Below are 26,097 nucleotides of genomic sequence, written 5' to 3' on the forward strand. Positions count from 1 at the left end.
AGTGCGCGGCTGGATTGCTTCGCTGCGCTCGCAATGACGGAGAGAGGTAGCTAGCGTCCCTGGAAAGGGGAGGCTCAATGCTCAAGCCGATCGCCATCGCGACGGCCGTTTCCGGCACGCTCGACATCCTGTTCGCGATGATCCTGACGGTTTTCTTCGGCCGCGAGATCGGGAACATGCTGCGCTACGTCGCCTCGGGCCCCTTCCCTGCTGCCGTGGACATGGGCGCCGCGGGCGCGATCCTCGGCCTGCTCGTCCACTTTTCTCTGATGGCGATTATGGCGGTCTCCCTGATGCTGTTCCTGCGATCGCGGCCGCCGATTCTCGCTACGCCTTACCGAACCGGAATCGCTTTTGGCGTCATCACCTATTTCATCATGAACTGGCTGGTCGTTCCGCTCCGCTTCGGCACGCCGCTTCCGCCGAAAGCGCTGTCGATCGCGACTCAGCTGTTCGCGCACGTGGTGCTGGTCGGCATCCCCATGTCGCTCGTCGCCGCGCGCGCTCTGAAGCCGCGATCCGAATGACCGCCGGCTACTCCGGCACGCCGCTCGGCAAGAAGCTCGGGTATCGCCAAGGCATGCGGGTGTTCGTGGGCGACATGCCCGATCCCATTCGTCACGAGATCGAACAGAGCATCGGCGAGAAGCCCGAATGGCAGTTCATTCCCGAAAGCGAGCTCGAGGCAGCGCACGTCTTCGTTACCCAGCGCACTGCGCTGGAGGACAAGGCCCGGGCACTGCTGCCCCTGCTGGGCAAGGGCGGGTTCCTCTGGGTGAGCTGGCCGAAGAAGGCCGCGAAAGTCGCAACCGACATCACGGAGGACACGATCCGCGAGGTTTGCCTGCCGATGGGTCTGGTCGACGTGAAGGTCTGCGCGATCGACGCGACCTGGTCGGGCCTGAAGCTGATGCGGCGACGGTAAGGCTTCGCGCTCTCGTTACACACGTGTAACGTGGGCGCATGACCCAGACATCCACGCGCGGCTGGACCTATGCGGGCCTGGCAATCTCGCTCCTCGGCATTCCAGCGATCGTCACGGCTCAGCGTCTGCTCGCCCCCGATCCGACAGCGGCGAGCAGCATCGTCATCCGGGAGATTGCAATCCTTGCCGTCACCGCATTCGTCCTGTGGATCGTCGTCGCTCGCGAGCGCCTGCCATTGTCTTCGATCGGCCTTCGCTTCGATCGTGTCGGCCGCTCCGTGGCCTGGGGATTCGGGCTGGCCGTCGCCGCTTTCGTAATCCTGCTCGCGTGCCTCGCTGGCTTCTCGGACCTTGGCATTCACTATGGAGAAGGAAGCGGAATATCGCGCGCGCTTCCGGTCACATTCCTCGCAGTCATGCGCGCAGGCATTTCGGAAGAGGTGCTCTACCGAGGATTTGCCTTGGAGCGCCTGCAGTCGCTGACCGGAAGCAAGTGGATTGCCGCGGGCGTCACCCTAGTCCTCTTCGCCGCATTCCATTTTCGGCAAGGCATGGCCGGTGTGTTCCTGGCGTTCGTGCTCGGCGGACTGTTCACCGCTTACTACTTGTGGAAGCGCGACCTGTTGGCGACGATCACTGGCCACTTCCTGGTCGACTTCGTGCCCAATGTCCTGCTGCCGCTGCTAGGGGCCGGCGACTGATACTTGCGAATGGTTCGCATTATCGATATATACGTCTGCATGATCGTCTGCATCTGCAACCGCATCACCGAGAGCGAGGTCCGCAAGGCCGCTCGCTGCGGCGCGGCGTCTCCGGAGGCCGCGTACGCCTGCCAGGGCTGCAACGTGCAGTGCGGATGCTGCCTCGACTTTGCCCAGGACGTGATCGACGAAGAGCTTGGCAAGGCGAAGCACCTTCGGCTCGTGACTGCCCGCGCCGCCTGACTTTCTGCGACTGACTCTCAGTCGCATGTTTTTCCCGGTTTTCCGCCAGTTTTTCGACTTCCTTCCGCGCGCGTGGGGAGTACATCCGTGCTGTCGGCAGGAGTCACTGAATGAAGGGCGATCCCAAGGTCATCGAGCTTCTCAATGAGGCGCTGAAGAATGAGCTGACCGCCACCAACCAGTACTGGCTGCACTACCGGCTGCTCGACAATTGGGGCGTCCACAAGCTCGCCGCGTTCGAGCGTCACGAATCGATCGACGAGATGAAGCATGCGGACCGGCTGGCGGAACGCATCCTGTTTCTCGACGGCTTGCCCAATTTCCAGCTGCTTGGGCGCCTGCACATCGGCGAGAACGTTGAAGAGGTGCTGAAGGCCGATCTCGAGCTGGAGATGGAAGCGCTGACCCAGCTGCGCGGAGCCATCGCGCACTGCGAGACGGTGAAGGATTACGTCAGTCGCGATCTCTTCTCGGAAATCCTCGAAAATGAGGAGAGCCACGTCGACACGCTTGAGCAGCAGTTGGAGATGATCGCGCGGATGGGCCTGCAGAATTACATTCAGCTTCAGTCGAAGCCCGCCGAAAGCTAAGGTTCCCGCAGGGGACAGGAATGGCGACACTTCCATCGACCGGAGAGTCGGGGCGAATCATCACGCTCGACATCATTCGCGGCGTCGCGGTGATGGGCATATTCTCGGTCAACGTCATCGCCTTCGCGATGATCGAGGCCGCCTATTTCAACCCCGCCGTGTACGGTGGAAGTACCGGCCCGAACTTTGCGGTCTGGGCGACCAACATGGTCCTGATCGACGGCAAGATGCGGTCGTTGTTCTCGATGCTATTCGGTGCCTCGATGCTGTTGGTGATCGAGCGCGCCGAAGCTTCCGGCCGGCCGGCCTGGCTCGTTCACGCACGGCGGATGCTCGTCCTGCTCGGCTTCGGGTTGATCCACTATTACTTCATCTGGTTCGGCGACATCCTGACGCTCTATGCGGTTTGCGGACTGGTGGTCTTCCTGTTCCGCAACCTGTCGATCGAAAGGCAAGTGGCGCTCGGGGCCGCCTTCATGGTCGGGCACATGCTGTTGTTCACCGGCTTCCTGATCGATGGCTATCACACCGATGTCGCCGCCCATGCACCGAACGCTCCGCAGGCCGCCATCGACTCCTGGAATGCCGGTTTCGGAAGCTTTGCCCCGGATGCGCAGACGATTGCCGACGATCGGGCCATCCACCTGGGGACCTATCTCGATTACGTCCGCTATCGCCTGTCCGAATGGACGGATATCTTCCCGACGACGATCGCCTTCATTCCGGACACTATCGGGCTGATGCTGCTGGGCATGGCCGGATACCGGTCCGGTTTCCTGACCGGTGAATGGAGCAACAAGGCTTACCGCCGGGTTGCCGTCATCTCGCTTTCGATCGGTTTCGTCGGCGGCGCGGGGGTTGTCGGTTACGATGTTTGGTCCGGCTTCAGCGTCCTAGGTTCGATCGCCGCGTTCGTTGTCGTTGCGACGCCCTTCATCACGGTCATGGCATTCGGCTATGCGGCCAAGATCATCCTGCTAACGCGCCGCTTCGGCCCGCTTGCGCAGCGCATTGCTGCCACGGGACGGTGTGCCTTCTCCAACTATCTTGGCACATCGATCGTGGCGTCGCTGATCTTCTACGGCTGGGGCTTGGCTACTACGGGTCTCTGTCGCGCTGGCAGGCGTGGTGCCTCGTGCCGCTGGTGTGGGTGGGGATGCTCTTATGGTCCAAGCCATGGCTCGAGCGCTTCCACTACGGCCCGCTGGAATGGGCATGGCGCAGCCTTGCGCGTGGCAAGATGCAGCCGATGCGGAAGACGCGAGCGACGCCCGCGACGGCCTAGATCCGGCCGAAATCCTGGTTCGAGGCCTTGCGGCCGAAACCTGCCTGCGGAGCGCGGGTCAGAAGCGGATTGGTTGCCTTGTCGAACAGGTCGACCGTTCGCGAGAAGAGCTTGCGAAGCTCGACGACTTCCGGAACGAGCTCGTCAGGGAAGCGGCGCGACTCGACGCAAAGCCTCGCGGTGCTTTCAATCAGTTCGGCAACATCGGCGAGCGGACCGGCCCCGAACTGACGAGCCTCACCCTTGATGGTGTGGGCCGGAATAACGAGCGCGGCCGTGTTCTGGTCGTGCATCGCCTCTTCGATCTGCGCGACCGATTTGGCTCCGTCTTCGCGGAAGTAACTGAGAATCCGAATGAAACCGGCACCGAGCTCGGCGCGGCTCCGTTCGAAGTGAACCCAGTCGACGATCTTGAAGTCGTCGTCGCTCATTGCATTCCCCGTGACCACGGGACTCGCTTACGCCGCAAAGGGTAAAATTAGGCTTAGCGCCCCTTGTCGTACGGGTTTTTCGGCGCGCGAAAGGAAAGCCGCATCGGCACCGGGCAAGCTTCAGGTCGCGCCGCATCGAGTTGAGCAAGTAGCGGCGATAGCTGTCCGGCAGTTGGTCGACGCGGGTGCCGAAGACGACGAAGGTCGGCGGTCGGGTCTTCACCTGCGTGATGTAGCGAAGCTTGATCCGGCGACCGCTCGGAGCCGGCGGCGGATTGGCGTCGACGGCCTGCTCGAACCAACGGTTGAGCTCGCCCGTCGAAATCCGGCGCGACCAGGACTCGCGAAGCTCGAACGCGACTTTGAGAACGTCGTCCACGGCTTTCCCGGTCTTCGCCGAGATCGCCAGCACCGGAACGTTCTTGAGCTGCGAGAGCCCCTCTTCAAGCGCCGCCTTCACTCCGTTGAACAATGAGGAGGCATGTTCAGCGACGTCCCACTTGTTGAGCGCGATGATGAGCGCCCTGCCCTCCTCGACGACGAGGTCAGCAATACGCAGATCCTGTGCCTCCAGGCCCCGAGTGGCATCCAGGAGGAGGACGACCACCTCGGCATGTTCGATCGAGCGCCGCGTGTCCGCACCCGACAGCTTCTCGAGCTTGTCCTCGATTTTCGCCCGCTTCCGAAGGCCCGCCGTATCGACGAGCCGCACGGGCCGTCCCTGCCATTCCCAGTCGAGGGTGATGGAGTCCCGCGTGATCCCCGCTTCGGGACCGGTGATCATTCGCTCCTCGCCGAGCATCTTGTTGACCAGCGTCGACTTGCCGGCATTGGGCCGCCCGACGATGGCGAGCTTCAGCGGCCGAGCCGGGTCTTCCTCGTCAAGCTCCTCTTCGACCTCGTCGTCGTCGCGCTCAACAAAGGGTCGGAGGCTTTCGAACAGGTCGACGACGCCCTCGCCATGCTCGGCGCTGATGGCGATCGGTTCGCCGAGGCCGAGCGAGAAGGCCTCGAGACGCCCGCTCTCGCCGGCGTTCCCCTCCGCCTTGTTGGCGGCGACGATGACCGGTGTTTCCCCCGCGCGCAGCCACCGAGCGATCTCTTCGTCGAGCGGGTCAGCCCCTCGCGCCCATCGATCAGGAACAAGGCCACGTCCGCCTCGCGCACCGCGGCTTCGGTCTGCTGGCGCATGCGACCCGGAAGCGTGTGCGGGTCTTCGTCCTCGTAACCGGCCGTGTCCATCACCCGGAACTCGAGCCCGAGCAGCTTCGCCTCGCCCTCGCGGCGGTCGCGGGTGACGCCGGGGCGATCGTCCACCAGCGCGATCTTCTTGCCGACGAGGCGATTGAAGAGCGTCGACTTTCCCACATTGGGACGGCCGACGATCGCTACGGTGGGGAGACGGGGCATCCGCGGCGGTTAGCCGATGAATCCGCTTCTGCGAAGGACCGTGATACAACACCGATTCGTGTGCGCAACGGAACGAGTTAGCGGCGAGCGTATTGAATCGCCCGTTCCAAGTTCGGGAGCATGAGAAGAATGCCGTCGCGACCCGCATGGAGGGGACAGATCAGACTCGCCTTGGTCTCGATCCCCGTGGAGATTTATCCCGCCACCAAAAGTGGCGCTCAGATCCAGTTCCATCAGGTGCACGAGCCCTCGGGCAAGCGCATCAAGTATGAGAAGGTCGTACCCGGCATCGGGCCGGTCGACCCCGACGAAATCGTCAAGGGCTTTGAGGTGTCGAAAGGCCACTACGTCCTTCTAGATCCGGAAGAGATCGAGGCGGTAAAGCTCGAAAGCCGCAAGACGCTCGACCTCGTCCAGTTTGTCGACGAGGACAATATCGAGGCGATGTTCTTCGAGAAGCCATATTACGTGGTTCCCGCCGACGACCTCGCCGAGGAAGCCTATGTCGTGCTTCGCGATGCGCTGAAGGACGCCAAGAAGATCGGCGTCGGCCAGATGGCGATGCGCGGCCAGGAATATGTCGTCGCGATCAAGCCAGCCGGCCGCGGTATCCTGATGGAGACGCTCCGCTACGCGGACGAGGTCCACAAGTCCTCGGGCTTCTTCCGCGATATCGGTGACACCAAGCCCGACCCGGACCTGCTCGACATGGCTTCGATGCTGATCGAGCGGAAGGCGGGCGAGTTCAATCCCAGCGAATTCCACAACCGCTATGTCGATGCCCTGAAGGACCTGATCGCCGAGAAGCAGAAGAAGAAGGGCGAGAAGGTGATCCAGGATCCGGATGCGGACAAGGCTCCGCCGAAGGGCTCCAATGTCATCGACTTGATGGCGGCGCTCAAGAAGAGCCTCGGCGACGAGAAGAAGTCGGCGCCGAAGAAAGCTGCGGCGAAGAAGGCGCCCGAGAAAAAGCCGGCGAAAAAAGTCGCGGCGGGCGGTCGAGGACGGTGAGTTGCGCCCCTGCGAAGGCAGGGGCCCAGTTCGCTGCCGGAAGGCAGCGCCTGCGGCGCTGGACTAGGCTCCTGCCTTCGCGGGAGCGCGGATAATGGCCCGCAAGCTCGACATCGAGACCTACAACCAAAAGCGCGACTTCACGAAGACGAAGGAGCCGAAGGGCCGCAAGCTCAAGGGCAAGGGCGACAGCTTCGTCGTCCAGAAGCATGAGGCGTCGCGCCTCCACTGGGATTTCCGGCTGGAGCTCGACGGTGTCTTGAAAAGCTGGGCGGTGCCCAAGGGCCCAGTCTCGACCCGGGCGACAACCGTCTCGCCATGCGCACAGAGGATCATCCGCTCGATTACGGAAGCTTCGAAGGGACGATCCCGGCGGGCGAATATGGCGGCGGCACGGTGATGCTGTGGGACCATGGCCGCTGGATTCCGCACCCCGACAAGGACCCACGCAAGACACTGGAAGAAGGTCACCTCCACTTCACCCTCGAAGGCGAGCGCATGCGCGGGGAGTGGGTGATGTTCCGCCTGAAGCCCAAGCCCGGCGAAAAGGCCGAGCCGTGGATGCTGAAGAAGGTCACCGACGAGTTTGCCAATCCCGACAATGGGGAGGAGCTGGTCGACGAGTTCACCACCAGCGTGACCACCGACCGCACGATGGCGGAAATCGCATCCGGGAGCGAAGTCTGGCGCTCCAACCGCGGCGGTCAGAAAGGCGGGCGCGCGAAGAAAAAGGCATCGGAAGCTCCGCCGCCGTTCCAGTCGCCGCAGCTCGCGACGTTGGTAGACGAGGTTCCGCCGGGTTCGAACTGGCTCTTCGAATACAAGTACGACGGCTACCGTCTGCTGATCGCCACGGGCAGCGGTGCGGCCACCGCCTGGACCCGCAACGGCAAGGACTGGAGCGACAAGTTCCGAGCATTGGTGAAAGCCGCGGCGCATCTTCCCCCGGCTGCCTGATCGACGGCGAAGCGGTTGCGCTCGATGAGACCGGGAAACCCGACTTCCAGTTGCTCCAATCAACGCTGAAGGACAGCCGCGGCAGGAACCTCGCCTTCTACGCCTTCGACCTGCTGGTCGACCGCGGCGAGGACATAACCCGGCTTCCGAATATCGAGCGCAAGGACCGCCTGAAATCTCTGCTTGCCGGGATGGCCGAACCGATCCTGTTCGGCGATCACGTCATCGGCCGCGGTGACGAGCTGTTCCGCGAGATCTGCAAGGCGGGCGGCGAAGGCCTGATCGCAAAAGTCGCCAATGCCCCCTACCGCGGCGAACGCACGCGCAATTGGCTGAAGGTCAAATGCATCCGGCGCCAGGAATTCGTCATCGTCGGCTGGTCCGAAAGCGACAAGCGCCGCGGGTTCCGATCATTGCTGGTCGGCACGCGCGATGGCCGTAAACTGACTTACGCCGGCAAGGTCGGCACGGGCTTCAGCGGCGCGCTGATCGAAGACCTGATGGAGCGGATGGAGCCGCTCGCGACGGACAAGGCGGCGGTCGAAGTCCCCCGCGCGGAGCGCAAGGGCGCGCACTGGATCGAGCCGAAGCTCGTAGCCGAAATCGCCTTTACGGAGTTTACGTCGGATGGCGTTCTTCGACATCCAAGCTTCATCGCCTTGCGTGAGGACAAACCTGCGAGCCAGGTCGTCCGCGAGGTGCCCAGGCATCTCAGGGAAACGAACGTGACGGCGAAGCCGAAGACCGCGCCGCGGAAGGTCAAGCTGAAGTCCGCCGAGGACTTCGGAATCGAGATCTCGAGCCCGGACCGCGTCATCTATCCCGAGCTTGGCCTGACCAAGAAAGACCTCGCCGACTATTACGCGACCATCGAGCCGCTGATCATGAAGGATTGCGCCGACCGGCCAATGACTTTGATCCGCTGCCCGGGCGGACGAACCGGCGAATGCTTCTTCCAGAAGCACGATAAAGGCACCTTCGGGCCGAACGTGAAGCAAATCCCGATCGAGGAAAAGGATGGCGAAACGGAGGACTACCTCTACTTCGACGACATCCGCGGCCTGCTCGCCTGCGTGCAGATGGGCACGATGGAGTTTCACGGCTGGGGCAGCAAAATCGGCGCGGTCGAATGCCCCGACCGCCTGGTGTTCGACCTCGACCCCGATGAAGGGCTCGACTTCGGCAAGGTCACGGAAGCCGCAGTTTACGTGCGCGACCTCGTCGCACAGCTCGGCCTCAAGAGCTTTCCGCTGCTCACCGGAGGGAAAGGCATCCACGTTGTTATCCCGCTCGACGCGACCGCCGATTGGCCGAAGGTGAAGAGCTTCGCCGACCGCTTCTCGCGCGCCGTTTCGGAAGCGGAGCCGGAGCGGTTCACCGCCAACATCCGCAAGGCGCAGCGCACTGGCCGCATTTTCATCGACTGGCTCCGCAACCAGCGAGGAGCGACCGCGGTCATGCCTTACTCCGCCCGCGCCCGCGAGGGCGCTCCGGTCGCGGCTCCGGTGACGTGGGACGAACTTGACGACTTCGACAGCGGCCACGCCTTTTCGATCCGCGATGCGGGCGAACTGCTGAAGCGGGCCAAGTCGAAGTCGCTTGCGGGCTGGGGAAAAGCGTCGCAATCCCTTCCGGATGCGTAACAGCCTCCGTCTAACGCTCCTCCCACTCCTCTTCGTCCTGATCGCCGCATCGCCGCCCGAACTCCAGCAATGGCGCGGACAGGCTGCGCGCGTCACGATCGCTCGCGACGATTGGGGCATCGCCCATGTGCGCGGAAAGACGGACGCCGACGCGGTGTTCGGCATGATCTACGCGCAGGCCGAGGACGACTTTCCGCGGATCGAGGCAAACTATCTCACCAATCTCGGCCGCACCGCCGAAGCCGAGGGCGAGAAGGCGATCTGGCAGGACTTGCGTGCGCGCCTCTACGTCAGCGAGCCGGAGTTACGGGCGAACTACGCCGCGAGCCCGCCGTGGCTGAAGCGGTTGATGGATAGTTGGGCGGCAGGCCTCAATTACTACCTGGCGACTCATCCGAACGTGCGCCCGCGCGTCCTCACCCGCTTCGAGCCGTGGATGGCGCTGAGCTTCACCGAAGGGAGCATCGGCGGCGACATCGAGCGGATCGATCTCGGCGAATTGCAGAAGTTCTACGCGGGCAAGCGTACCCTCGCCGCCAGCTTGAAGGACGTTGAACCGCGCGGTTCGAACGGGATCGCGATTGCACCGACGATCACAGCGCCCGGCACCGGATCGCTGCTGCTGATCAATCCGCACACCAGCTTCTTCTTCCGCTCCGAGCTGCAGGTCAGCAGCGACGAAGGTCTCAATGCCTACGGCGCCTCAACGTGGGGCCAGTTCTTCATCTACCAGGGCTTCAACGAGCGCGTCGGCTGGATGCACACGTCGAGCGGCGTCGATAATGTCGATGAGTTCGCGGAGAAGGTCGAGCGCAAGGGCAAGGGCTTTTGCTACCGCTTCGGCAAGGACTGCCGCTCGCTCGTCGAACGCAACGTCACGATCAATTACCGCGCCGCAAACGGCAAGCTGGTCCAGCGGACTTTCACCACCTGGCGCACGCATCACGGGCCTATCGTCCGCGAGGCGAACGGCCGCTGGGTTTCCTTCGCGATGATGGACAAGCCGGTTGCCGCTCTTCAGCAGAGCTTCCTTCGCACCAAGACGCGTGACCTGAAGGACTTCCTCAAGGTCGCCGACCTCAAGGCGAACAGCTCCAACAACACGGTCTTTGCGGACAGCAAGGGCGAGATCGCGATGCTGATGCCGCAGTTCATGCCGCGGCGCGACAACCGGTTCGATTATTCGAAGCCCGTCGACGGCAGCGATCCGGCGACGGACTGGGGTCCGCTCCACCCAATCACCGAACTGCCAAGCACAGTCACGCCGCCGAATGGCTGGGTGCAGAACACCAACAACTGGCCCTACTCCGCGGCCGGTCCGAACAGCCCGAAGCCAAAGCCCTTCCCCGCCTACATGGATACGTTCGGCGAGAATTATCGCGGAATTCACGCGCTCCAATTGCTGATGGCAAGCAGAAGTTGGACGAGAGAGAAGCTGCAATCCGCGGCTTTCGATAACGACCAGCCAGGGTTCGGCTTACTACTTCCCGGCCTCGTTCAAGCCTATGACGCGCTTCCGGTCAGAAGTCCGCAGCGCGCGCAACTGGGCGGCGCGATCGGTGTGCTGCGAACATGGGACAATCGCTGGAGCGCGGGATCGATCGCGAACACTATCGCAAACTATTGGGGCGACGAGATCTGGAAGCTCTCGACCAACACTGAATGGGATGACGGCCTTCCAGTTTTCCAGCGTTTGCTTCGTCTCAGCGGCAAGCAAAAGCTCGATGCCCTAAGGGCAGCGATGGCGCGGCTTCGCCGCGACTTCGGCTGGTGGCAAGTGCCGTGGGGCGACGTGAACCGCTTCCAGCGCATTTCACCCGCAATCGATCATCCTTTCACGGATGCGGGCCCGAGCATTCCCGTCCCCTTCAGCTCCGCCCGCTGGGGTCGCTCGCGTCGTTCGGCGCGTCGCAGAAGCCCGGCACGAAGAGATGGTACGGAACAAGTGGCAACAGCTTCGTCGCCGTCGTCGAATTCGGGCGCCGGGTCCGCGCGCGCGCGGTCACGGCCGGAGGCCAAAGCGGCAATCCCGCCTCAAAGCATTTCAACGATCAGGCGGAGCGTTATGCCTCCGGCAACCTGCGCGAGGTCTATTTCTATCCCGACCAGCTGAAGGGTCACACGGAACGGACCTACAGGCCCGGCGACTAAGGGCAGAACCCGGCGGCCCTGCCCTTAGTCGGATCAGAACTTCACGCCGAACTCGACACCCCAGATGCGCGGCTCGTTGACCATCGCAGTCAAGTTATTGAAGTCGATGCCGGAAACGGCGCTTTCGTCGTTGGTGATGTTCCGGACGAACCCGGCAACGTCGAACTTGTCCCACTTGTAGCCGATCCTCACGCCGCCCTCGAGAAGGCTGTCGTCGCTGAACTCGACCGAGCGGTAGAGGAAGAACTGGATCTTCGAACGGTGGTACCAGTCGGTGTAGAAGTAGATGCTGCCCGGGCCGACCGGATGCTCGTATCCGGCGGTGAAGTTAATCGTCCACTTCGGCGCCTGCGGAAGCTGGTTGCCGTCGATGTAGACGATCGACGGCTGGAACGGCGCTGCCGGAACCGCAACCGGATCGAGCACGGTGCAGGGCGCGCCGCAGGTCTCGACGACAAGGCCGCTGTCGCGGATCTTCGCGATGTTCAAGCTGACGCCGCCGGTGAAGGTCAGGCCGGTGACCGGGCGGGCTTCGAATTCCGCTTCGAGGCCGTGGCCCTTCACCGCGTCCGCATTCAGCAGCAGGTTGGCGTTGGTGCCGCCACCGACCGCGGATAGCTGCAGGTCCTTGGTCTTGAAGAAGTACGCGTCGAAGTTGAAGCGCAGCTTGCGGTCGAACAGCACGGTCTTGATGCCCGCCTCATAAGACATCGTCCTCTCACTGTTCGCCGTCGAAACCTGACGGTCGAACAGGATACGGCCCTGGATCGCGGGAGCGCGATAACCCTTGGCGACACGGGCATAGACGTTGACGTCCGGACTGACCTCCTGGAGCGCGCTGACGTCCCAGGTCAGCTGGCTGTCCTTGACCCTGGTGGTCGTCTCCGGAACCGGGCCACCGCCCACGAAAAGCGGCCGAATGTCGAACAGGCGTTCGGCGTCGAGCGTCTTCTTGTCGTGGTTCCAGCGCGCGCCGGCCTGAAGCGTCAGGCCGCTGTCGGTCGCGTAATTGACCGAGCCGAAGATTCCGAGCGCCTTCGAATCCTGCTTCTGGTTGACGATCGCCGCCGGTGACGTGTCAGTCGGGTTCGAGAAGTCGAAGCTCTCGATGTCGAGATTCTCGTCGAAGTAGAAGACGCCGGCCTGGTATCCGAAGCCGCCCTTGTTGTTCGACGCAATCCGGATTTCCTGCGTGAATTGGTCGAGGCTCGGGACATTGTCCTGGCTCTGCGCAGGGAACGGGATGAAGCCGGGCCCGATCCTGGCAGGCCGCAGCAGCCGAAGCCGCCGTCGATGTCGCCGCGGCTTTCGACCTTGCCGTGCCAGTAGCTGGTCACGGAATAGAGCGTCGCGGCGCCGAAATCATACTCGATCGTGCCGGCCACGTTCTGCGTCCGCAGCTTCTGGAAATTCAGGCCGTCGGTGCGAACCTGGTCGCGCTTGAACTCGCCGCCAGTGACGCCGACCAAATTGTTCGTGCCCTGCTCGATCGCGTTGGCGCGGAACAGGCGAGCGCTACCGTTCAAATGCCGGAACTGGCCGACCAGCAGGATCTTGAGCTCCTCCGTCGGCTTGAACTGGACCTGCGCGCGAAGGGCGTAGTCGTCATAGCCTTCGAGGTCGTGCTTGCCAGGGTCGTCGAGGTTGTCGACCCAGTCATTGCGGTGCTGCCAGATCCCCGACACGCGCGCCGAAACCTGGTCGCTGAGATTGCCGCCAGTCGCGCCCTCGGCGTTGATCGTCGAATAGGTGCCGTAGCTGATCCGCGCATAATTATCGCCACGGCCCGGACGGGTGGTGTCGAACTTGACGATGCCGGCAGGGGTATTGCGGCCGAACAATGTGCCTTGCGGGCCGCGCAGGACTTCGATGCGATCGAGGTCGAAGGCTGGGAAGCCCTTCAGGATCGGGTTTTCGAGGACCACATCCTGGTAGACCACGCTGACCGGCTGCGACGCGTTGAGGTCGAAGTCGGTATTGCCGAGACCGCGAATGTAGAAACGCGGAAATGTGCGTCCGAACGAGCTTTCGATATTCAGGCTAGGTACCCGCCCCGCGAGCGCACGGACGTCGGCGCCCGCCGCGTTGATCGCCGTCAGCTGATCCTCGTTGATGGTGCCGACGGAGACGGGAACGTCCTGCAGGTTTTCCGAACGACGCTGGGCGGTAACGATAATCTCGCCGAGGCCCGTGTCTTCGCGTTCGACCGGAACCTGGGCTGCGTCGGTGGGAGTGGCCGCAGGCGCGTCGGGAGCTGGCGCATCCTGAGCCGCAGCTGGCGTGGCGAAGGTGCCGGCAGTGGCAATTGCCAACGCCGAGATCGACGAAAGATAGGTGCGCATCTCATCCCCCGGATATCTGGAAGGCGCGGGCATGAAGCGGCGCCCGGAGTCGTTCCGAGCCCCCTATGCGCGATTCAAGCTACAAAGCTACGCAAAAGAGTCACCTTGGCGAATCCAGCGCGTCACCGTTGCCCGAAGGCCTCAGACGATGCGGTTGTTCCGGATCACTTCCTTGTACCAGGCGGCGCTCAGCTTCGGGATACGCTGCTGGGTCTTGAAGTCGACGTAGTGAATCCCGAACCGCTTGCTGTAGCCGTCGGCCCACTCGAAATTGTCCAGCAGGCTCCACAGGAAATATCCCTTGAGCGGATAGCCCTCGGCGACCGCGCGGTGAAACTGGCCGACGTAATTCCGGAGATACATCACGCGGTCGGCGTCATCGACGCGGCCGTTGGTCAGCGGATCGTCCGCTGACGCTCCGTTCTCGGAGATATACATCACGTTCGGCTTCCACAGCTCGCTGACCTGGCGCACGCCCCAGTATCCGACCTCCGGGCCGACAATCAGCCATGGCGAGGCCATTCGCGGCGACGAGGGAATATGCGGGATGACCGCGAAGCCGCGCGGCGAGTCGTCGGCTCGCACCCATTCCGGCGCGTAGATATTGAGGGCGACGAAATCGAGCGGGCTGCCGATCGCTTCCATGTCACCCGCCTGCACCTTGGGCGCATTCGCGCCTTCCTGAGTCAGATATTCGTCGATGTAGCGGCCTTCCATGATCGCGGTCAGGAACATGGCGTTGTTCACGCGAGTCGCCTTCTGGGCCGCGGCGACATGCTCCGGAGTCTCCATCACCGGCACATGGATGACCGTATTGTCCGCAATTCCGACTTTCGTCCCAGGCTTGGCATGGGCACGGATCGCCTGGACGCTGAGGCCATGGGCAAGCACGCCGTTGTGCCGAACCTGGTTCGCCTCGGCATCGGGCAGCTTCATGCCCGGAGCGTGGATTCCGACTTTGTAGCTAAGGTCGGTGAAGCAGCGCAGCTCATTGACCGTCATGATATTCTTCACACGGTCAGTGATCTGGCCGGCCATGTAGCCCGCATATTCGGCAAAGGCCTTCGAGGTGTCGCGATTCTGCCAGCCGCCAGGAAGCGCCGCCGGATAGTCCCAGTGAAACATGGTGACATACGGCTCGATGCCGTTCTCGAGCAGATTGTCGAGGACCCGGTTGTAGTGATCGACGCCCTTCTGGTTGGGCTTGCCGCGACCGGTCGGGAAGATGCGCGACCAGGCCAGCGACAGGCGATAGCTGCTGACTCCGAGGTTCTTCAGAAGCTGCGTGTCTTCGGCGTAGCGATGGTAGCTGTCCGTCGCGACGTCGCCATTGTCGTTCCCGAACACCTTTCCCGGCGTGTGCGAGAAGACATCCCAGTTGGTCGGGCCGCGCCCGTCCTCGTTGACCGCGCCTTCGATCTGGTAGGCCGCTGTCGCACAGCCCCAGCGGAAGTCCTTCGGAAACGACAGGTCGGTGGGTGCGGCCTTCGCCAGTCCGGCCGGACCGCCAACAATCGCGGCCGTCGAAGCGGAACCGAGTATCTTGCCAATATCGCGACGCGAGAATTCGGTCATGCTTCGCCTCTCCCAAAACGAAGCTGCGTGCATAGCATGGCTACTGCGGTTGGCGAGCCGGAATGTTAGCGCTCACAACAGGCGCGTTCAGGCGTCGCCGAACCTGTCCGTCGCGCGCACCAGGCCGTCGAGAATGCCCGGCTCGTTGAAGAGGTGCCCGGCGTCGGGAATGATCTGTAGGTCGACCTCCGGCCAAGCCTTCTTCAGTGCCCAGGCCGCGCGCGGCGGTGTGCACGTGTCATGGCGGCCCTGGACGATCACGCCCGGAATGCCGCGGAGCTTCTCGACTCCCTTCAGCAACTGACCTTCCTCGAACCAGCCATTGTTGGCCATGTAGTGGTTCTCAATGCGGGCCACCGCGACCGCAACGTCGGGGCTGGTGAAATGCTCGACGGTGGCCGGACTCGGCAGGAGGGTGACGATGTCACCTTCCCACTTGCTCCAGGCCTTGGCGGCAGTCAGTTGCACGTCCTTGTCGTCGCCGGTCAGGCGCTTGCGATAGGCTTCAACCATGTCGCCGCGCTCGGCCTCGGGAATCGGCGCTTCGAACTCGTCCCACTTGTCGGGATAGACCGATGATGCGCCGCCGTAGGCATACATCCAGTCGATTTCGTATTGGTCGAACAGGAAGATGCCGCGAAGGATAACCTCGGTAACGCGCTCGGGGTAGGTCTGCGCGTAAGCCAACGACAGCGTCGAGCCCCAGCTGCCGCCGAACACCTGCCATTTGTCGACCTTCGAAACCTGCGTCCGCAGCTTCTCGATGTCGTCGACCAGGTCCCAGGTCGTGTTGTTCTCTAGGCTCGCGTAGGGAGTCGACTTCCCGCAGCCGCGCTGGTCGAACACGAGGATCTTGTACTTGTCGGGGTTCCACTGGCGCCGATGGTCAGGGCTCGACCCGCCGCCCGGGCCGCCGTGCAGCATCACCGCCGGCTTGCCGTTCGGATTGCCGCTGAGTTCCCAATAGAGGCTGTGGCCGTCGCCGACGTCGAGCATGCCCGTCTCGTAAGGCTGGATTTCCGGATAGAGGGTCCGGCGCTGTGGGGCGTGTATGTCCATCAGAAGCTGAACTCCTCGTAGATGCGCGAAACGTCGCCATTCCACTCGTTCTCATATTTGTCGAGCAGGCGGTCGGCAGGCGTCACGCCAGTTGCGACGACTTCGTGGAGGGGATCAAGGAATCCGCTCTCGTTGTCGCCGGCGGAATTGAGTCGCGCGCGTCGGCTGAGGCCATCGGATGCGATGTCGAGCACCTGGCGGGCGAGATCGTGCACGGTACCGCCGCCGGGGACTGACGTCTTAAGCGCCAGTTTCGGAACGTCGTGCCGAACCTGCGACCGCTCCTCGATGGTCCAGTCCTTGACGAGGTCCCAGGCGGCATCGAGAGCCTGGCTGTCGTAGAGTAGCCCGACCCACAGCGCCGGAAGTGCGCAAATCTTGCCCCAGCGACCGCCGTCGGCGCCACGCATCTCGAGAAAGCTCTTGAGGCGAACCTCCGGGAAGATGGTCGACAAATGATCGACGAAGTCCGACCGCCTCGGCTTTTCTCCGGGCAGTTGCGGGAGCTTTCCGTCGAGGAAGGCATGGAAGCTCTCGCCCGCGACGTCGATGTACTTTCCGTCGCGGTAGACGAAGTACATCGGTACGTTCAGCGCATAGTCGAGGTAGCGCTCGTAACCGAACCCATCCTCGAACACGAACGGCAGCATTCCGGTTCGGTCGGCGTCGGTGTCCTCCCAGATGTGGCTGCGGAAGCTGCGATAGCCGTTGGGCTTGCCCTCGGTCAGCGGCGAGTTCGCGAACAGAGCCGTTGCAACGGGCTGGAGAGCAAGGCCGACCCGAAACTTCTTAGCCATATCGGCTTCTGAACTGTAGTCCAGATTCACCTGAATGGTACATGTGCGCAACATCATATCGAGGCCGAGCGAGCCGACCTTCGGCATGTAGTTGAGCATGATCGCGTACCGGCCCTTGGGCATGATCGGCAGCTCGCCGCGCGTCTTGTCGGGCCACATGCCGACACCGAGAAAGCCGATGCCGAGCTTCTCACCCACCGCCTTGCACTGGTTGAGGTGGCGCCCGGCCTCGGCGCAAGTCTGGTGTAAATTCTCCAGCGCAGCGCCGGAAAGCTCGAACTGGCCGGCCGGCTCCAGGCTGATTGTTCCATCCGGGCCGGACAAAGCGATCGCATTGCCGTTCTCGAGCACAGGCTCCCAGCCATATTCGGTGAGGCCATTCAGAAGATCGCGGATACCGCCGGCCTCGTCATAACTGGGTGCTCGGTGGTCAGCGACGCGATAGACGAACTTCTCGTGCTCGGTTCCGATGCGCCAGCGCTCTTGCGGCTTTTCACCCTTGGCGAAGACCGCAAGCAAATCGTCGCGGCTCTCGATCATGCGGTGCGTCTCGGGCGTATCGTCGGTGCGTTGCGTCATTGGGAGCGCGACTTAGCTCCGGGCGGGAATCCGCGCCAGCACTTCCGCTTTATGGCCTCATAAGCCCGGCTTTCAGCGCCAATCGCCGGCGACCGCCATGTACGCGGCAAGCGCTGCGAGCGCCGCCGTCTCCGCACGCAGGATACGCGGCCCGAGCGAGATTGGCGTGGCCGAGGGCAAATCGCGGATCGCGGCGCGCTCTTCGTCGGTGAATCCACCTTCGGGGCCGGTCAGGATAGTCGCAGAACCTGGCCTGAATGCGTTGGCGGCCGGCTCACCGCCGGTCTCGTCGGCAAAGTAGAGAGGGCGGTGGATTTCTCGCAGGAGCTGTTGAAGGCTGACTGGCTCCGCGATCGCCGGCAGCACCGTGCGGCCGCATTGCTCCGCTGCCTCGATCGCGATCGATTGCAGCCGCTCCAGCTTCACGCGCTCCGCAATGGTGCGGTGAGTCATGACCGGCTGCAGAGCCGCCACGCCGAGCTCGGTTGCCTTTTCGACCAGCCAGTCTGTCTGCGTGCGCTTTACCGGCGCGAACGCCAGGCAGACGTCGGGCATGACCTCCGCGTCCCGCGTCTTCCGCTCGACCGTGAGCGTCATCCGCTTGCGGCCTGCCTCGGAAACCCGCGCGAGCCATTCGCCGGACTCGCCGTCGAAGACGAGCAATTCGGCTCCCTCGCCGAGGCGCATGACGTTGCCGAGATAGTTCGCCTGACCTGCGTCGAGCTCGACACCAGTCCCCTCTGCAAGCGGCGTTCTCACGAACAAGCGAGGCAGGCTCTTCGGCGGCCAGGCGGGCGTTGCAGGCATCAGAGCGGCTTAGCGCCTTGCGCGTGGCCCGACTACGGCAGGGCTACTTGCCCTTGCGAGACTGCGAAATGAACACCGGAATGAGCGCAACGAAAACGGCGAGAAGAGCGATCCAGACAGCCGTTTCGGGAACGTAATCGATCTCCGGCCAACTGGCGAGACATCATTGGCAGACATACCGTGCAACCCGCGCTAACGCTCGCGCGGTGACCGCCGCTTCCGATATCGTGCCCGACAGCGAACGCCGTGGGTTGATCGGCGCTCTCCCCGCTCGCCTGAGACCGCTGGCGTCCCTGATGCGGATCGATCGGCCGATTGGGACGTGGCTGCTCTACTGGCCATGCGCGTGGAGCGTGGCGCTGGCGGGCGTCGACAGGCACTGGAGCCTGCTGTTGTGGTTCTTCCTCGGCGCCTTTGCGATGCGGAGCGCCGGCTGCGTCTACAACGACATTGTCGACAGGAACCTCGACAAGTCGGTCGAGCGCACGCGCCTTCGTCCCCTCGCAAGCGGGCGGACCTCGGTCGGCGCCGCGTGGGCGCTGATCGCAACGCTTTGTCTGCTGGGACTGGTTGTGGTGGCCCAGTTGAATGTCACCGCGGGTATCATTGCATTCGTTAGCATTGCGCCTGTCGCGGCCTATCCTTTCATGAAACGCATCACTTGGTGGCCGCAGGCGTGGCTCGGCCTCGTCTTCTCCTGGGCGCTCTGGTCGGGTGGCCGGCCGTGCGCGGGACGCTCGATCTTCCCGCGCTGCTGCTGTGGTTGGGAAGCATCGCCTGGGTCGTCGGCTACGACACGCTCTATGCCATCCAGGATATCGAGGATGACGCGCTGGTTGGCGTGAAGTCGTCGGCACGGCGGCTCGGCCACAAGGCAGCGCAGGGCGTCGCGGTTTTCTATGCAATCGCGGTGCTATTCTGGGGCGCCGCGATTTGGTCGGTCCGCGCGGACTGGCTCGCGCTCGTCGCATTGGCTCCCGCCGCGATCCACCTCGCCAGCCAGGCGCGCCGGGCCGATTCCAAGGACGGGGACTTGGCGCTCAAGCTGTTCCGGTCCAATCGGACCGCAGGCTTCCTTGTTTTCCTCGGGCTGCTGGTCGTCGGCCTTTCCAGCCGCTAGGCGCCGCCAATGCTTTCCGTGGAACAGGCGCGCGATTCCGCGCAATCGCTCGTCGAGCAGGCGCGCCGTGCCGGTGCCGATGCCGCAGACGCCGTTTACATCGGGTCGAAGTCCCAGGGCGTGCAGGTCCGCCTTGGCGAGCTGGAGCATGTGGATTTTTCGGAAGGTGAAGACGTCGGCCTGAGGGTCTTCGTCGGGCAGCAGTCCGCCAGCGTGTCCACGTCCGACTTCTCGAACGAGGCGCTCTCAGCCCTCGTCGAACGCGCAGTCGCCATGGCTCGCGAAGCACCTGAGGATCCTTACGCGGGGCTTGCACCCGCTCAGCTGATTGCCCGAGGACCGTTCCCTGACATCGACGCCGAAGATCGAAGCGCCCCGGGCCCGCAGGAATTACGCGAGAGCGCACTCGCAGCCGAGAGAGCAGCGCGCGCGGTCGAAGGCGTCACCAATTCTTCTGGAGGCTCGGCGGGCCGCTCTGCGAGCACCATGGCGCTCGCCACATCCTCCGGCTTTAGCGGAGCTTCGCGTTCCACGGGGCACAGCATTTCCGTCAGCGTGATTGCCGGAGAAGGGCCGACAATGCAGCGCGACGGCGCATGGCACGGTGCGCGACATCTGTCGGACGTGGACGCACCGGAAATCGTTGGCCGACTTGCTGGCGATCGGGCGATCGCCAAGCTCAACCCCGGCAAGCCCCAGCCGGGACGCTATCCGATCCTGTTCGATCCTCGCGTCGCCGGGTCGCTGGTGACTCATTTCGCCGCGTCTATCTCCGGCGGATCGATTGCGCGAAAGGCCAGCTTCCTGCTCAGCAAGCTCGGCGAGCGCATTTTTGCAGACGGTGTGCGGATCGTCGACGATCCACTCCGCCCGCGCGGACTTCGCTCCCGCGCCTTTGACGGCGAAGGTCTCCCGGTTGCTCGCATGGACTTCGTATCCGATGGAATTCTTCGAACTTGGACAGCCGAGAGCGCGTCCGCTCGCCAACTTGGCATCCAGCCGACGGGCCACGCCGTGCGCGGTGCTGGCGGAGCGCCGGGGCCGGACCGAGCAACCTGTTCATCGAGGCGGGGAACCGCACTCGGGAGGAGCTTCTCGCCAGCTATCCGGAAGCGATCCTGGTCACCGAACTCATCGGACAGGGGATCAACTACGTGACCGGCGACTACAGCCGGGGAGCTGCCGGCTTCATGGTCCGCAACGGCGAGATCGCGGAGCCGGTCGCCGAAATCACAATCGCCTCCAACCTGCTCGAAATGTTTGCAACTTTAGAGCCGGGCAGCGATCTGGAGTTCCGGCGCGGGATCGATTCCCGACCCTGCTATTGCCGGAAATGACAGTCGCCGCCGCCTAGTCCGCCGCCTCGATGGCCGGAACGCCAAGCCGCATGATCTCGATCTTGGTGCAGCGATCCATCACCACTTTGAGGCCGGCAGCCTCGGCGCGGGCCGCCGCATCCTCGTTGACGATTCCGAGCTGCATCCAGACTGCCTTGGCGCCTGCGGCAATCGCCTGGTCGACGGCCTCGCCTGCCGCGATCGGGCGGCGGAAAATATCGACGATGTCGATCGGGACGCCGATCTGGCCAAGGTCGCGCCAGACGAACTCGTTGTGAACGCGCTCGCCGGTGATCTGCGGGTTGACCGGCAGCATCCGGTAGCCGTGGCGCTGCAAGAAGGCCGACACGCCGTAGGACGGGCGATCCGGCCGGTCCGAGCAGCCGAACACGGCAATCGTCCGTGCCTCTGTCAGCAACTGCCGGATGTCTTCGTCGGTGGTCAGCGGCATCAGTCGTCTCCCGAGCGTTCAATGCTTCAGCGGCGAACTTTCTCCAGTTCGGCCAACACCGCGGCGGCGAGTCTGGTGAAAGCGTCCGCGTCCTGCGGAGCGCCCGCGGCTGGCGGCATTCCGGCATCGGATGCCGAGCGAATTGCAGGCGACAAAGGCAGCCGCCCCAGGAAGGGCACGCCGATCGTCTCCGCGGCAGCTTCCGCGCCGCCGCTGCCGAACGGATCGGAGCCTTCGCCGCAATGCGGGCAAATGTAGCCCGCCATGTTCTCGACGATCCCGAGAACCGGCACGTCCATCTTGCGGAACAGGTCGATCGCGCGGGTCGCGTCGATCAAGGACAAGTCCTGCGGTGTCGAGACGATCACGGCCCCATCCGGCCGCGATTTCTGGATCAGTGACAATTGGACGTCACCGGTGCCCGGCGGCAAATCGACGACGAGGACCTCGGCATCGCCCCAGTCCGCCTCGATCAGCTTGGCCAGCGCACCCGTCGCCATCGGCCCGCGCCAGGCCAGTGCATGGCCCGGCGACACCAGCTGGCCGAGCGAAAGAAACTTGAGGCCATGCGCTTCGACCGGGATCAGGCGGTCGTCCTCGGCTTCGGGCTTGGCATTGGTCCCTAGCAGGGTCGGCTGCGACGGTCCGTAGACGTCGGCGTCGACAAGACCGACTTTCTTTCCTGTCCGCGATATGGCGATGGCCAGGTTAGTCGCGACAGTCGATTTGCCGACCCCGCCCTTGCCGGCCCCGACGGCGATCAGGGTACGCGCCGGCTGCGAGGCGGTCATGGCAATGCGTGCCTCGCTTACGCCTTCAATCGCCAGCGCGGCGTCGCGGAAATTTTCCTCGACGGCCGCGCGATCCGCGGTTCCAAGACCGGTCGCATCGACGATCAACGTCGCTACGCCATCCTTCAGCTTTCGCGAGCGCAGGCGCGCGGCTTCCGGGTGCGCATCGAGCGTCGCGAGCGGGTCATTCTCTGCTGCCATCGCCGCGCGACATAGGAAGTCGTCGCTCGGTTGCCACTGTTTTTCGCCCGGACTGCTTCCTATAGTGGTCCCATGACCATCTTTTCGGGGCTCGTCCCCAGGGCGCGCGCCCTCTTCAGCGACAATAAAGGTCCATGGGGTCCGTCGAGCGGCGGAGAGCCGGAGGACGAACCGTCTCCGAAAGGCCCGTGGGGCGAGACTCCCTCCAAGGGCAAGCGCGCGACGGGATCGTCGCGACAAACCGCCTCCCTCGACGAATTCCTTCGCCGGGGACGCGAACGCTTCGGCGGCGGCGGCGGCGGCTATTCTGGCCGGCCGATCGGCTCCCTCATCTTCTGGGCGATCGGCGCTTTGGTGCTCGTCTGGTTGCTGTTCACCTCGACCCACGTGATCTCGCCAAGCCAGCGCGGCGTCGTTTCCCGGTTCGGGCGCTACACCACTACCCTCGGCCAGGTGTGGGCTTCACCCTCCCCTCGCCAATCGACCGCGTGAAGAAGATCGACGTCGAGAACATCCGCTCGTTCGACCTGGGTTCGACCGGCGATAACGACCTGATGCTGACCGGCGACCAGAACTTGCTGGATATCGCTTATTCGGTCCGTTGGAACATCCGGACGCCGGAGCTCTATTTGTTCCAGCTTGCGGATCCCGACGAAACGACCAAGCAGGTGGCGGAAAGCGCAATGCGCGCGGTCGTCAGCCGGGTCAGCCTGAACGACGCCATGGGTGACAAGAGGGCAGAGATCGAAACCCAGGTCACCGAGCTGATGCAGCGTATCCTCGACAGCTATCGCTCGGGCATCCAGGTGCAGGGCATCGCAATCAAGCAGGCCGATCCGCCCGACGCCGTCAACGACGCCTTCAAGGAAGTCACGGCGGCCCAGCAGGACGCCCAGTCCTACGTCAACCAGGCCGGGCCTATGCCCTTCAGCTCACTGCCAAGGCGCAGGGCGAGGCGACGGCGTTCGACAAGGTCTACGAGCAGTACAAGCTCGCGCCCGAAGTCACCCGCCGCCGCATGTATTACGAAACGATGGAGCAGGTGCTATCCAAGGTCGACAAGACGATCATCGAGGCGCCCGGAGTGACGCCGTATCTTCCACTGCCGGAGCTTAAGAAGTCGCAGCCGCAGCAGCAGGAGACGCAGCGATGATGGACTTCATCCGCCAGCGTCCGATCGTTACCGCGGTCGTCGCACTCGCGCTGTTGCTCGTGCTCGTGAGCAGCTTCCCCGTCGTTCCGGAAACCAAGCAGGCCGTCGTAGTCCGCTTCGGCAAGCCGGCCCGGATTCTCAACCGCTACGAACCAGGCCGCCCGATCGGCAGCGCAGGCGCGGGAATCAGCTGGCGCATTCCGTTCGCGGAAGACATCGTCTGGATCGACAAGCGCGTGCAGGACGTGGACATGCAGCGCCAGCAGGTGCTGTCGACCGACCAGCGCCGGCTCGAGGTCGATGCATTCGCCCGCTACCGCATCGTGGATCCTCTGAAAATGTACATCCGTGCACGAAACGAGGACCAGCTTCGCGACCAGCTACGCCCGATCCTGGGCTCGGAAGTTCGCAATGAGCTCGGCCGGATCGAGTTCGCGGCGCTCCTGACCCCGGAGCGGCAGGGAATCATGGAAAGCGTCAAGAAGTCGCTCAACATGATCGCCAGCCAGTACGGCGCGGAAATCATCGATGTGCGGATCAAGAAGACCGACCTTCCCGACGGCACGCCGCTTCAGTCCGCCTACGATCGGATGCGGACGGCGCGCCAGCAGGAGGCTCGCTCAATCCGTGCCCAGGGTGCCAAGCAGGCGCAGATCATCCGTGCGGAAGCAGACGCTGACGCGGCGAAGACCTATGCCGCAAGCTTTGGCAAGGATGCGGACTTCTATGACTTCTACCGCGCCATGCAGAGTTACCAGACGACCTTCGTCGGCGACGGCCAGGATAAAACTGCTCCCACGAGCATCGTTTTGTCGCCTGACAATGCCTATTTGAAGGAATTCGCTGGGAGAGGACGCTGAGTCCGTTCAATTCGCGTTCAGGCGTTGTGGCTAGCGCCAGCGTAAGTGCTAAACGTGCAATTCATGGAGTATCGATGAGATCGAAGGAGTCCGGGACGGTGCGCTACGCCTATGGAGTTGCAACGGCGCTGCTGTTGGGTGGAACCGCCTTTTCGCTGACAACCGGGTCGGCGGGTGCGCAGGTTGCGCAAAATTCTCCCGCGGCGATGGCGCCGGGTGGAGCCCCCATGTCCTTTGCGGACCTGGCGGCAAAGCTTCAGCCAGCAGTGGTCAACATTTCAACGAAGCAGCGCGTACCGGTCAGGACCCAGTCCGACCCGCTGGAAGAGTTCTTCAAACGCTTCGGATTTCCCGACAGCCAGACCCCCAACGGCCAGGGCGGTGGCGGGCCGCGCACCCGTGAAACCGGCTCCCTCGGCTCCGGCTTCATCATTTCGCCGGACGGCTACATCGTCACCAACAACCACCTGATCCAGAGCGCGACCGGCAACGGAACGGTCGATCAGGTCACCGTGACGCTGACCAACCGCAAGGAATATCCGGCGCGAATCATCGGCCGCGACACGGCTTCCGATCTCGCCCTGCTCAAGATCGAGGGGCAGAACCTGCCGTTCGTTAACTGGGGCGACAGCACCAAGGCCCGCGTGGGCGACTGGGTGCTGGCGATCGGCAATCCCTACGGCCTTGGCGGAACCGTTACTGCGGGCATCATCTCGGCCCTGCATCGCGGTATCACCGGTGCCGGCGCCTATGACCGCTACATCCAGACCGATGCGTCCATCAACATGGGTAATTCGGGCGGCCCGATGTTCGATCTCAACGGCAACGTGATCGGCATCAACTCGGCGCTGATCTCGCCGACCGGTGCTTCGGTCGGCATCGGCCTCGCCATTCCGGCCGAGCTTGCCCAGCCGGTCATCGATTCGCTGCGCCGCGGGCAGCGTCCGTCGCGCGGCTATCTCGGTGTCGGCCTCCAGCCGCTCGACGAAAACATCGCCGGATCGCTCGGCCTTCCGAAGGATCGCGGCGAGATCGTCCGCTCCGTGCAGCCGAACGAGCCCGCCGCTCGCGCCGGGATTCAGCAGGGCGACGTCATCCTCCGTGTCGGCGGCCGCGACGTGAACCCCGACCAGACCGTCTCGTACATCGTTGCGAACACGCCGGTCGGTTCGAAGGTCCCGGTCGAGCTCATCCGTGGCGGCAAGCGGCAGACGGTGACCGTCACTGTCGGCCAGCGTCCGACCGAGGAAGAGCTCGCGAAGCAGCTGGGCGGAAACGACAACCAGCCGCTTAACCCGGAGAACACGCCCGCCACTCCAGGCAGCGCGGTGCTGGGCCTGCAGCTTCAGCCGCTGAACGCTGACATTGCTCGCGCGCTCAGTCTTCCGGCCGGCGCTCGCGGTGTCGTGGTGACCTCGGTCGACCCGAACAGCGACGCCAGCGAGAAGGGCCTGCAGCGGGGCGACCTGATCATGTCGGTCAACCAGCAGCCGGTGACGACACCCGCTCAGGTGGCGGCTGCGGTCGCCGCGGCCAAGGCTGGCGGACGGACGAGCGTCCTGCTGCTGGTCAGGCGCGGCACCGGGCCGGAAGCCTTTGTCGGCGTGGACATCGCTCCGCAGCAGTAGGAGTCGCCACGGCGTTTTGCCGAGGCTAGGTTGCGCCCGCGAATCTTCGA

Annotated in this window: 17 protein-coding genes and 8 pseudogenes; 15 read left to right on the top strand and 10 right to left on the bottom strand. The window is 63.7% G+C overall.

What is annotated here, in order from left to right; translation table 11 throughout:
- Positions 1–77 precede the first annotated feature (77 nt).
- The 6 genes and pseudogenes from H9L15_RS03035 to H9L15_RS20100 all read left to right on the top strand — a co-directional run bounded on the left by H9L15_RS03035 (position 78) and on the right by H9L15_RS20100 (position 3,744).
- Positions 78–527: a hypothetical protein gene (locus tag H9L15_RS03035; protein ID WP_187715106.1), complete on the top strand. Its 450-nt coding sequence runs from the start codon at positions 78–80 to the stop codon at positions 525–527.
- A complete protein-coding gene (locus H9L15_RS03040) occupies positions 524–925 on the top strand; it encodes a DUF3052 family protein (RefSeq protein ID WP_187715107.1) in 402 nt (133 codons plus the stop codon). Before H9L15_RS03035 ends, H9L15_RS03040 begins: the two co-directional genes overlap by 4 nt.
- A gap of 38 nt (positions 926–963) precedes the next feature.
- A complete protein-coding gene (locus H9L15_RS03045) occupies positions 964–1,626 on the top strand; it encodes a CPBP family intramembrane glutamic endopeptidase (protein ID WP_187715108.1) in 663 nt (220 codons plus the stop codon).
- A 9-nt stretch (positions 1,627–1,635) separates the two neighbouring features.
- Positions 1,636–1,869, top strand: a complete 234-nt coding sequence (locus H9L15_RS03050) for a (2Fe-2S)-binding protein (RefSeq protein ID WP_317617574.1) — start codon at positions 1,636–1,638, stop codon at positions 1,867–1,869.
- A 110-nt stretch (positions 1,870–1,979) separates the two neighbouring features.
- Positions 1,980–2,459, top strand: a complete 480-nt coding sequence (gene bfr / locus H9L15_RS03055; RefSeq protein ID WP_187715109.1) for a bacterioferritin — start codon at positions 1,980–1,982, stop codon at positions 2,457–2,459.
- A gap of 752 nt (positions 2,460–3,211) precedes the next feature.
- A pseudogene (locus H9L15_RS20100) lies at positions 3,212–3,744 on the top strand (DUF418 domain-containing protein).
- Here the strand turns inward: H9L15_RS20100 and H9L15_RS03070 are convergent.
- A complete protein-coding gene (locus tag H9L15_RS03070; RefSeq protein WP_187715111.1) occupies positions 3,741–4,175 on the bottom strand; it encodes an Hpt domain-containing protein in 435 nt (144 codons plus the stop codon). The pseudogene H9L15_RS20100 and the gene H9L15_RS03070 sit on opposite strands and share 4 nt — an antisense overlap.
- Before the next feature lie 53 nt (positions 4,176–4,228).
- Positions 4,229–5,585 (bottom strand): annotated as a pseudogene (der, locus tag H9L15_RS03075) (ribosome biogenesis GTPase Der).
- 129 nt (positions 5,586–5,714) lie between these two features.
- Between der and ku the strand changes: the two are divergent.
- The 4 genes and pseudogenes from ku to H9L15_RS20105 all read left to right on the top strand — a co-directional run bounded on the left by ku (position 5,715) and on the right by H9L15_RS20105 (position 11,347).
- A complete protein-coding gene (gene ku, locus H9L15_RS03080) occupies positions 5,715–6,596 on the top strand; it encodes a non-homologous end joining protein Ku (RefSeq protein ID WP_187715112.1) in 882 nt (293 codons plus the stop codon).
- 94 nt (positions 6,597–6,690) lie between these two features.
- A pseudogene (gene ligD, locus H9L15_RS03085) lies at positions 6,691–9,196 on the top strand (DNA ligase D).
- A pseudogene (locus H9L15_RS03090) lies at positions 9,189–10,985 on the top strand (penicillin acylase family protein); the annotation flags it as partial. The pseudogenes ligD and H9L15_RS03090, both read left to right, overlap by 8 nt.
- Positions 10,979–11,347 carry a penicillin acylase family protein gene (locus H9L15_RS20105; RefSeq protein ID WP_398286885.1) on the top strand — a complete coding sequence of 123 codons (369 nt, stop codon included), beginning with the start codon at positions 10,979–10,981 and terminating at the stop codon, positions 11,345–11,347. The pseudogene H9L15_RS03090 and the gene H9L15_RS20105, both read left to right, overlap by 7 nt.
- A 33-nt stretch (positions 11,348–11,380) precedes the next feature.
- On the opposite strand, the gene H9L15_RS03095 is transcribed toward H9L15_RS20105, so the two are convergent.
- The 6 genes and pseudogenes from H9L15_RS03095 to H9L15_RS03120 form a co-directional block, all read right to left on the bottom strand.
- Positions 11,381–12,673: a TonB-dependent receptor gene (locus tag H9L15_RS03095; protein WP_317617632.1), complete on the bottom strand. Its 1,293-nt coding sequence runs from the start codon at positions 12,671–12,673 to the stop codon at positions 11,381–11,383.
- A 545-nt stretch (positions 12,674–13,218) separates the two neighbouring features.
- Positions 13,219–13,722: pseudogene (locus H9L15_RS16855) on the bottom strand (TonB-dependent receptor plug domain-containing protein); the annotation flags it as partial.
- 108 nt (positions 13,723–13,830) lie between these two features.
- On the bottom strand, positions 13,831–15,264 hold the full coding sequence (locus tag H9L15_RS03105) for a GH1 family beta-glucosidase (RefSeq protein ID WP_187715115.1): 1,434 nt from the start codon (positions 15,262–15,264) through the stop codon (positions 13,831–13,833).
- A gap of 87 nt (positions 15,265–15,351) precedes the next feature.
- Positions 15,352–16,323 (bottom strand): prolyl aminopeptidase, encoded by a 972-nt coding sequence (gene pip / locus H9L15_RS03110; RefSeq protein WP_187715116.1) that lies wholly within the window; start codon positions 16,321–16,323, stop codon positions 15,352–15,354.
- Entirely contained in the window at positions 16,323–17,699 is a 1,377-nt protein-coding gene (locus H9L15_RS03115) for a glutamate--cysteine ligase (protein WP_187715117.1), read from the bottom strand. Before H9L15_RS03115 ends, pip begins: the two co-directional genes overlap by 1 nt.
- Before the next feature lie 72 nt (positions 17,700–17,771).
- Positions 17,772–18,506: a 16S rRNA (uracil(1498)-N(3))-methyltransferase gene (locus tag H9L15_RS03120; protein ID WP_187715118.1), complete on the bottom strand. Its 735-nt coding sequence runs from the start codon at positions 18,504–18,506 to the stop codon at positions 17,772–17,774.
- Between the two features lie 206 nt (positions 18,507–18,712).
- On the opposite strand from H9L15_RS03120, the pseudogene ubiA reads away from it, so the two are divergent.
- Both ubiA and H9L15_RS03130 read left to right on the top strand, forming a co-directional pair.
- A pseudogene (ubiA, locus tag H9L15_RS03125) lies at positions 18,713–19,626 on the top strand (4-hydroxybenzoate octaprenyltransferase).
- A gap of 9 nt (positions 19,627–19,635) precedes the next feature.
- A pseudogene (locus H9L15_RS03130) lies at positions 19,636–20,980 on the top strand (TldD/PmbA family protein).
- Here the strand turns inward: H9L15_RS03130 and H9L15_RS03135 are convergent.
- Both H9L15_RS03135 and H9L15_RS03140 read right to left on the bottom strand, forming a co-directional pair.
- The gene (locus tag H9L15_RS03135) at positions 20,977–21,414 is read right to left on the bottom strand and encodes a CoA-binding protein (protein WP_187715119.1); all 438 of its coding nucleotides are present in this window, start codon (positions 21,412–21,414) and stop codon (positions 20,977–20,979) included. The pseudogene H9L15_RS03130 and the gene H9L15_RS03135 sit on opposite strands and share 4 nt — an antisense overlap.
- A 26-nt stretch (positions 21,415–21,440) precedes the next feature.
- Complete coding sequence (locus H9L15_RS03140) at positions 21,441–22,406, bottom strand: Mrp/NBP35 family ATP-binding protein (RefSeq protein WP_187715120.1); 966 nt, start codon at positions 22,404–22,406, stop codon at positions 21,441–21,443.
- A 72-nt stretch (positions 22,407–22,478) separates the two neighbouring features.
- On the opposite strand from H9L15_RS03140, the pseudogene hflK reads away from it, so the two are divergent.
- The 3 genes and pseudogenes from hflK (at position 22,479) to H9L15_RS03155 (ending at position 26,047) form a co-directional block, all read left to right on the top strand.
- Positions 22,479–23,559, top strand: a pseudogene (gene hflK, locus H9L15_RS03145) (FtsH protease activity modulator HflK).
- Complete coding sequence (gene hflC, locus H9L15_RS03150; protein WP_187715767.1) at positions 23,559–24,419, top strand: protease modulator HflC; 861 nt, start codon at positions 23,559–23,561, stop codon at positions 24,417–24,419. Before hflK ends, hflC begins: the two are co-directional and overlap by 1 nt.
- A 74-nt stretch (positions 24,420–24,493) precedes the next feature.
- A complete protein-coding gene (locus H9L15_RS03155) occupies positions 24,494–26,047 on the top strand; it encodes a Do family serine endopeptidase (protein ID WP_223276460.1) in 1,554 nt (517 codons plus the stop codon).
- Positions 26,048–26,097: the final 50 nt, after the last annotated feature.

The organism is Sphingomonas daechungensis, assembly GCF_014489495.1.
GTDB lineage: Bacteria > Pseudomonadota > Alphaproteobacteria > Sphingomonadales > Sphingomonadaceae > Sphingomicrobium > Sphingomicrobium daechungense.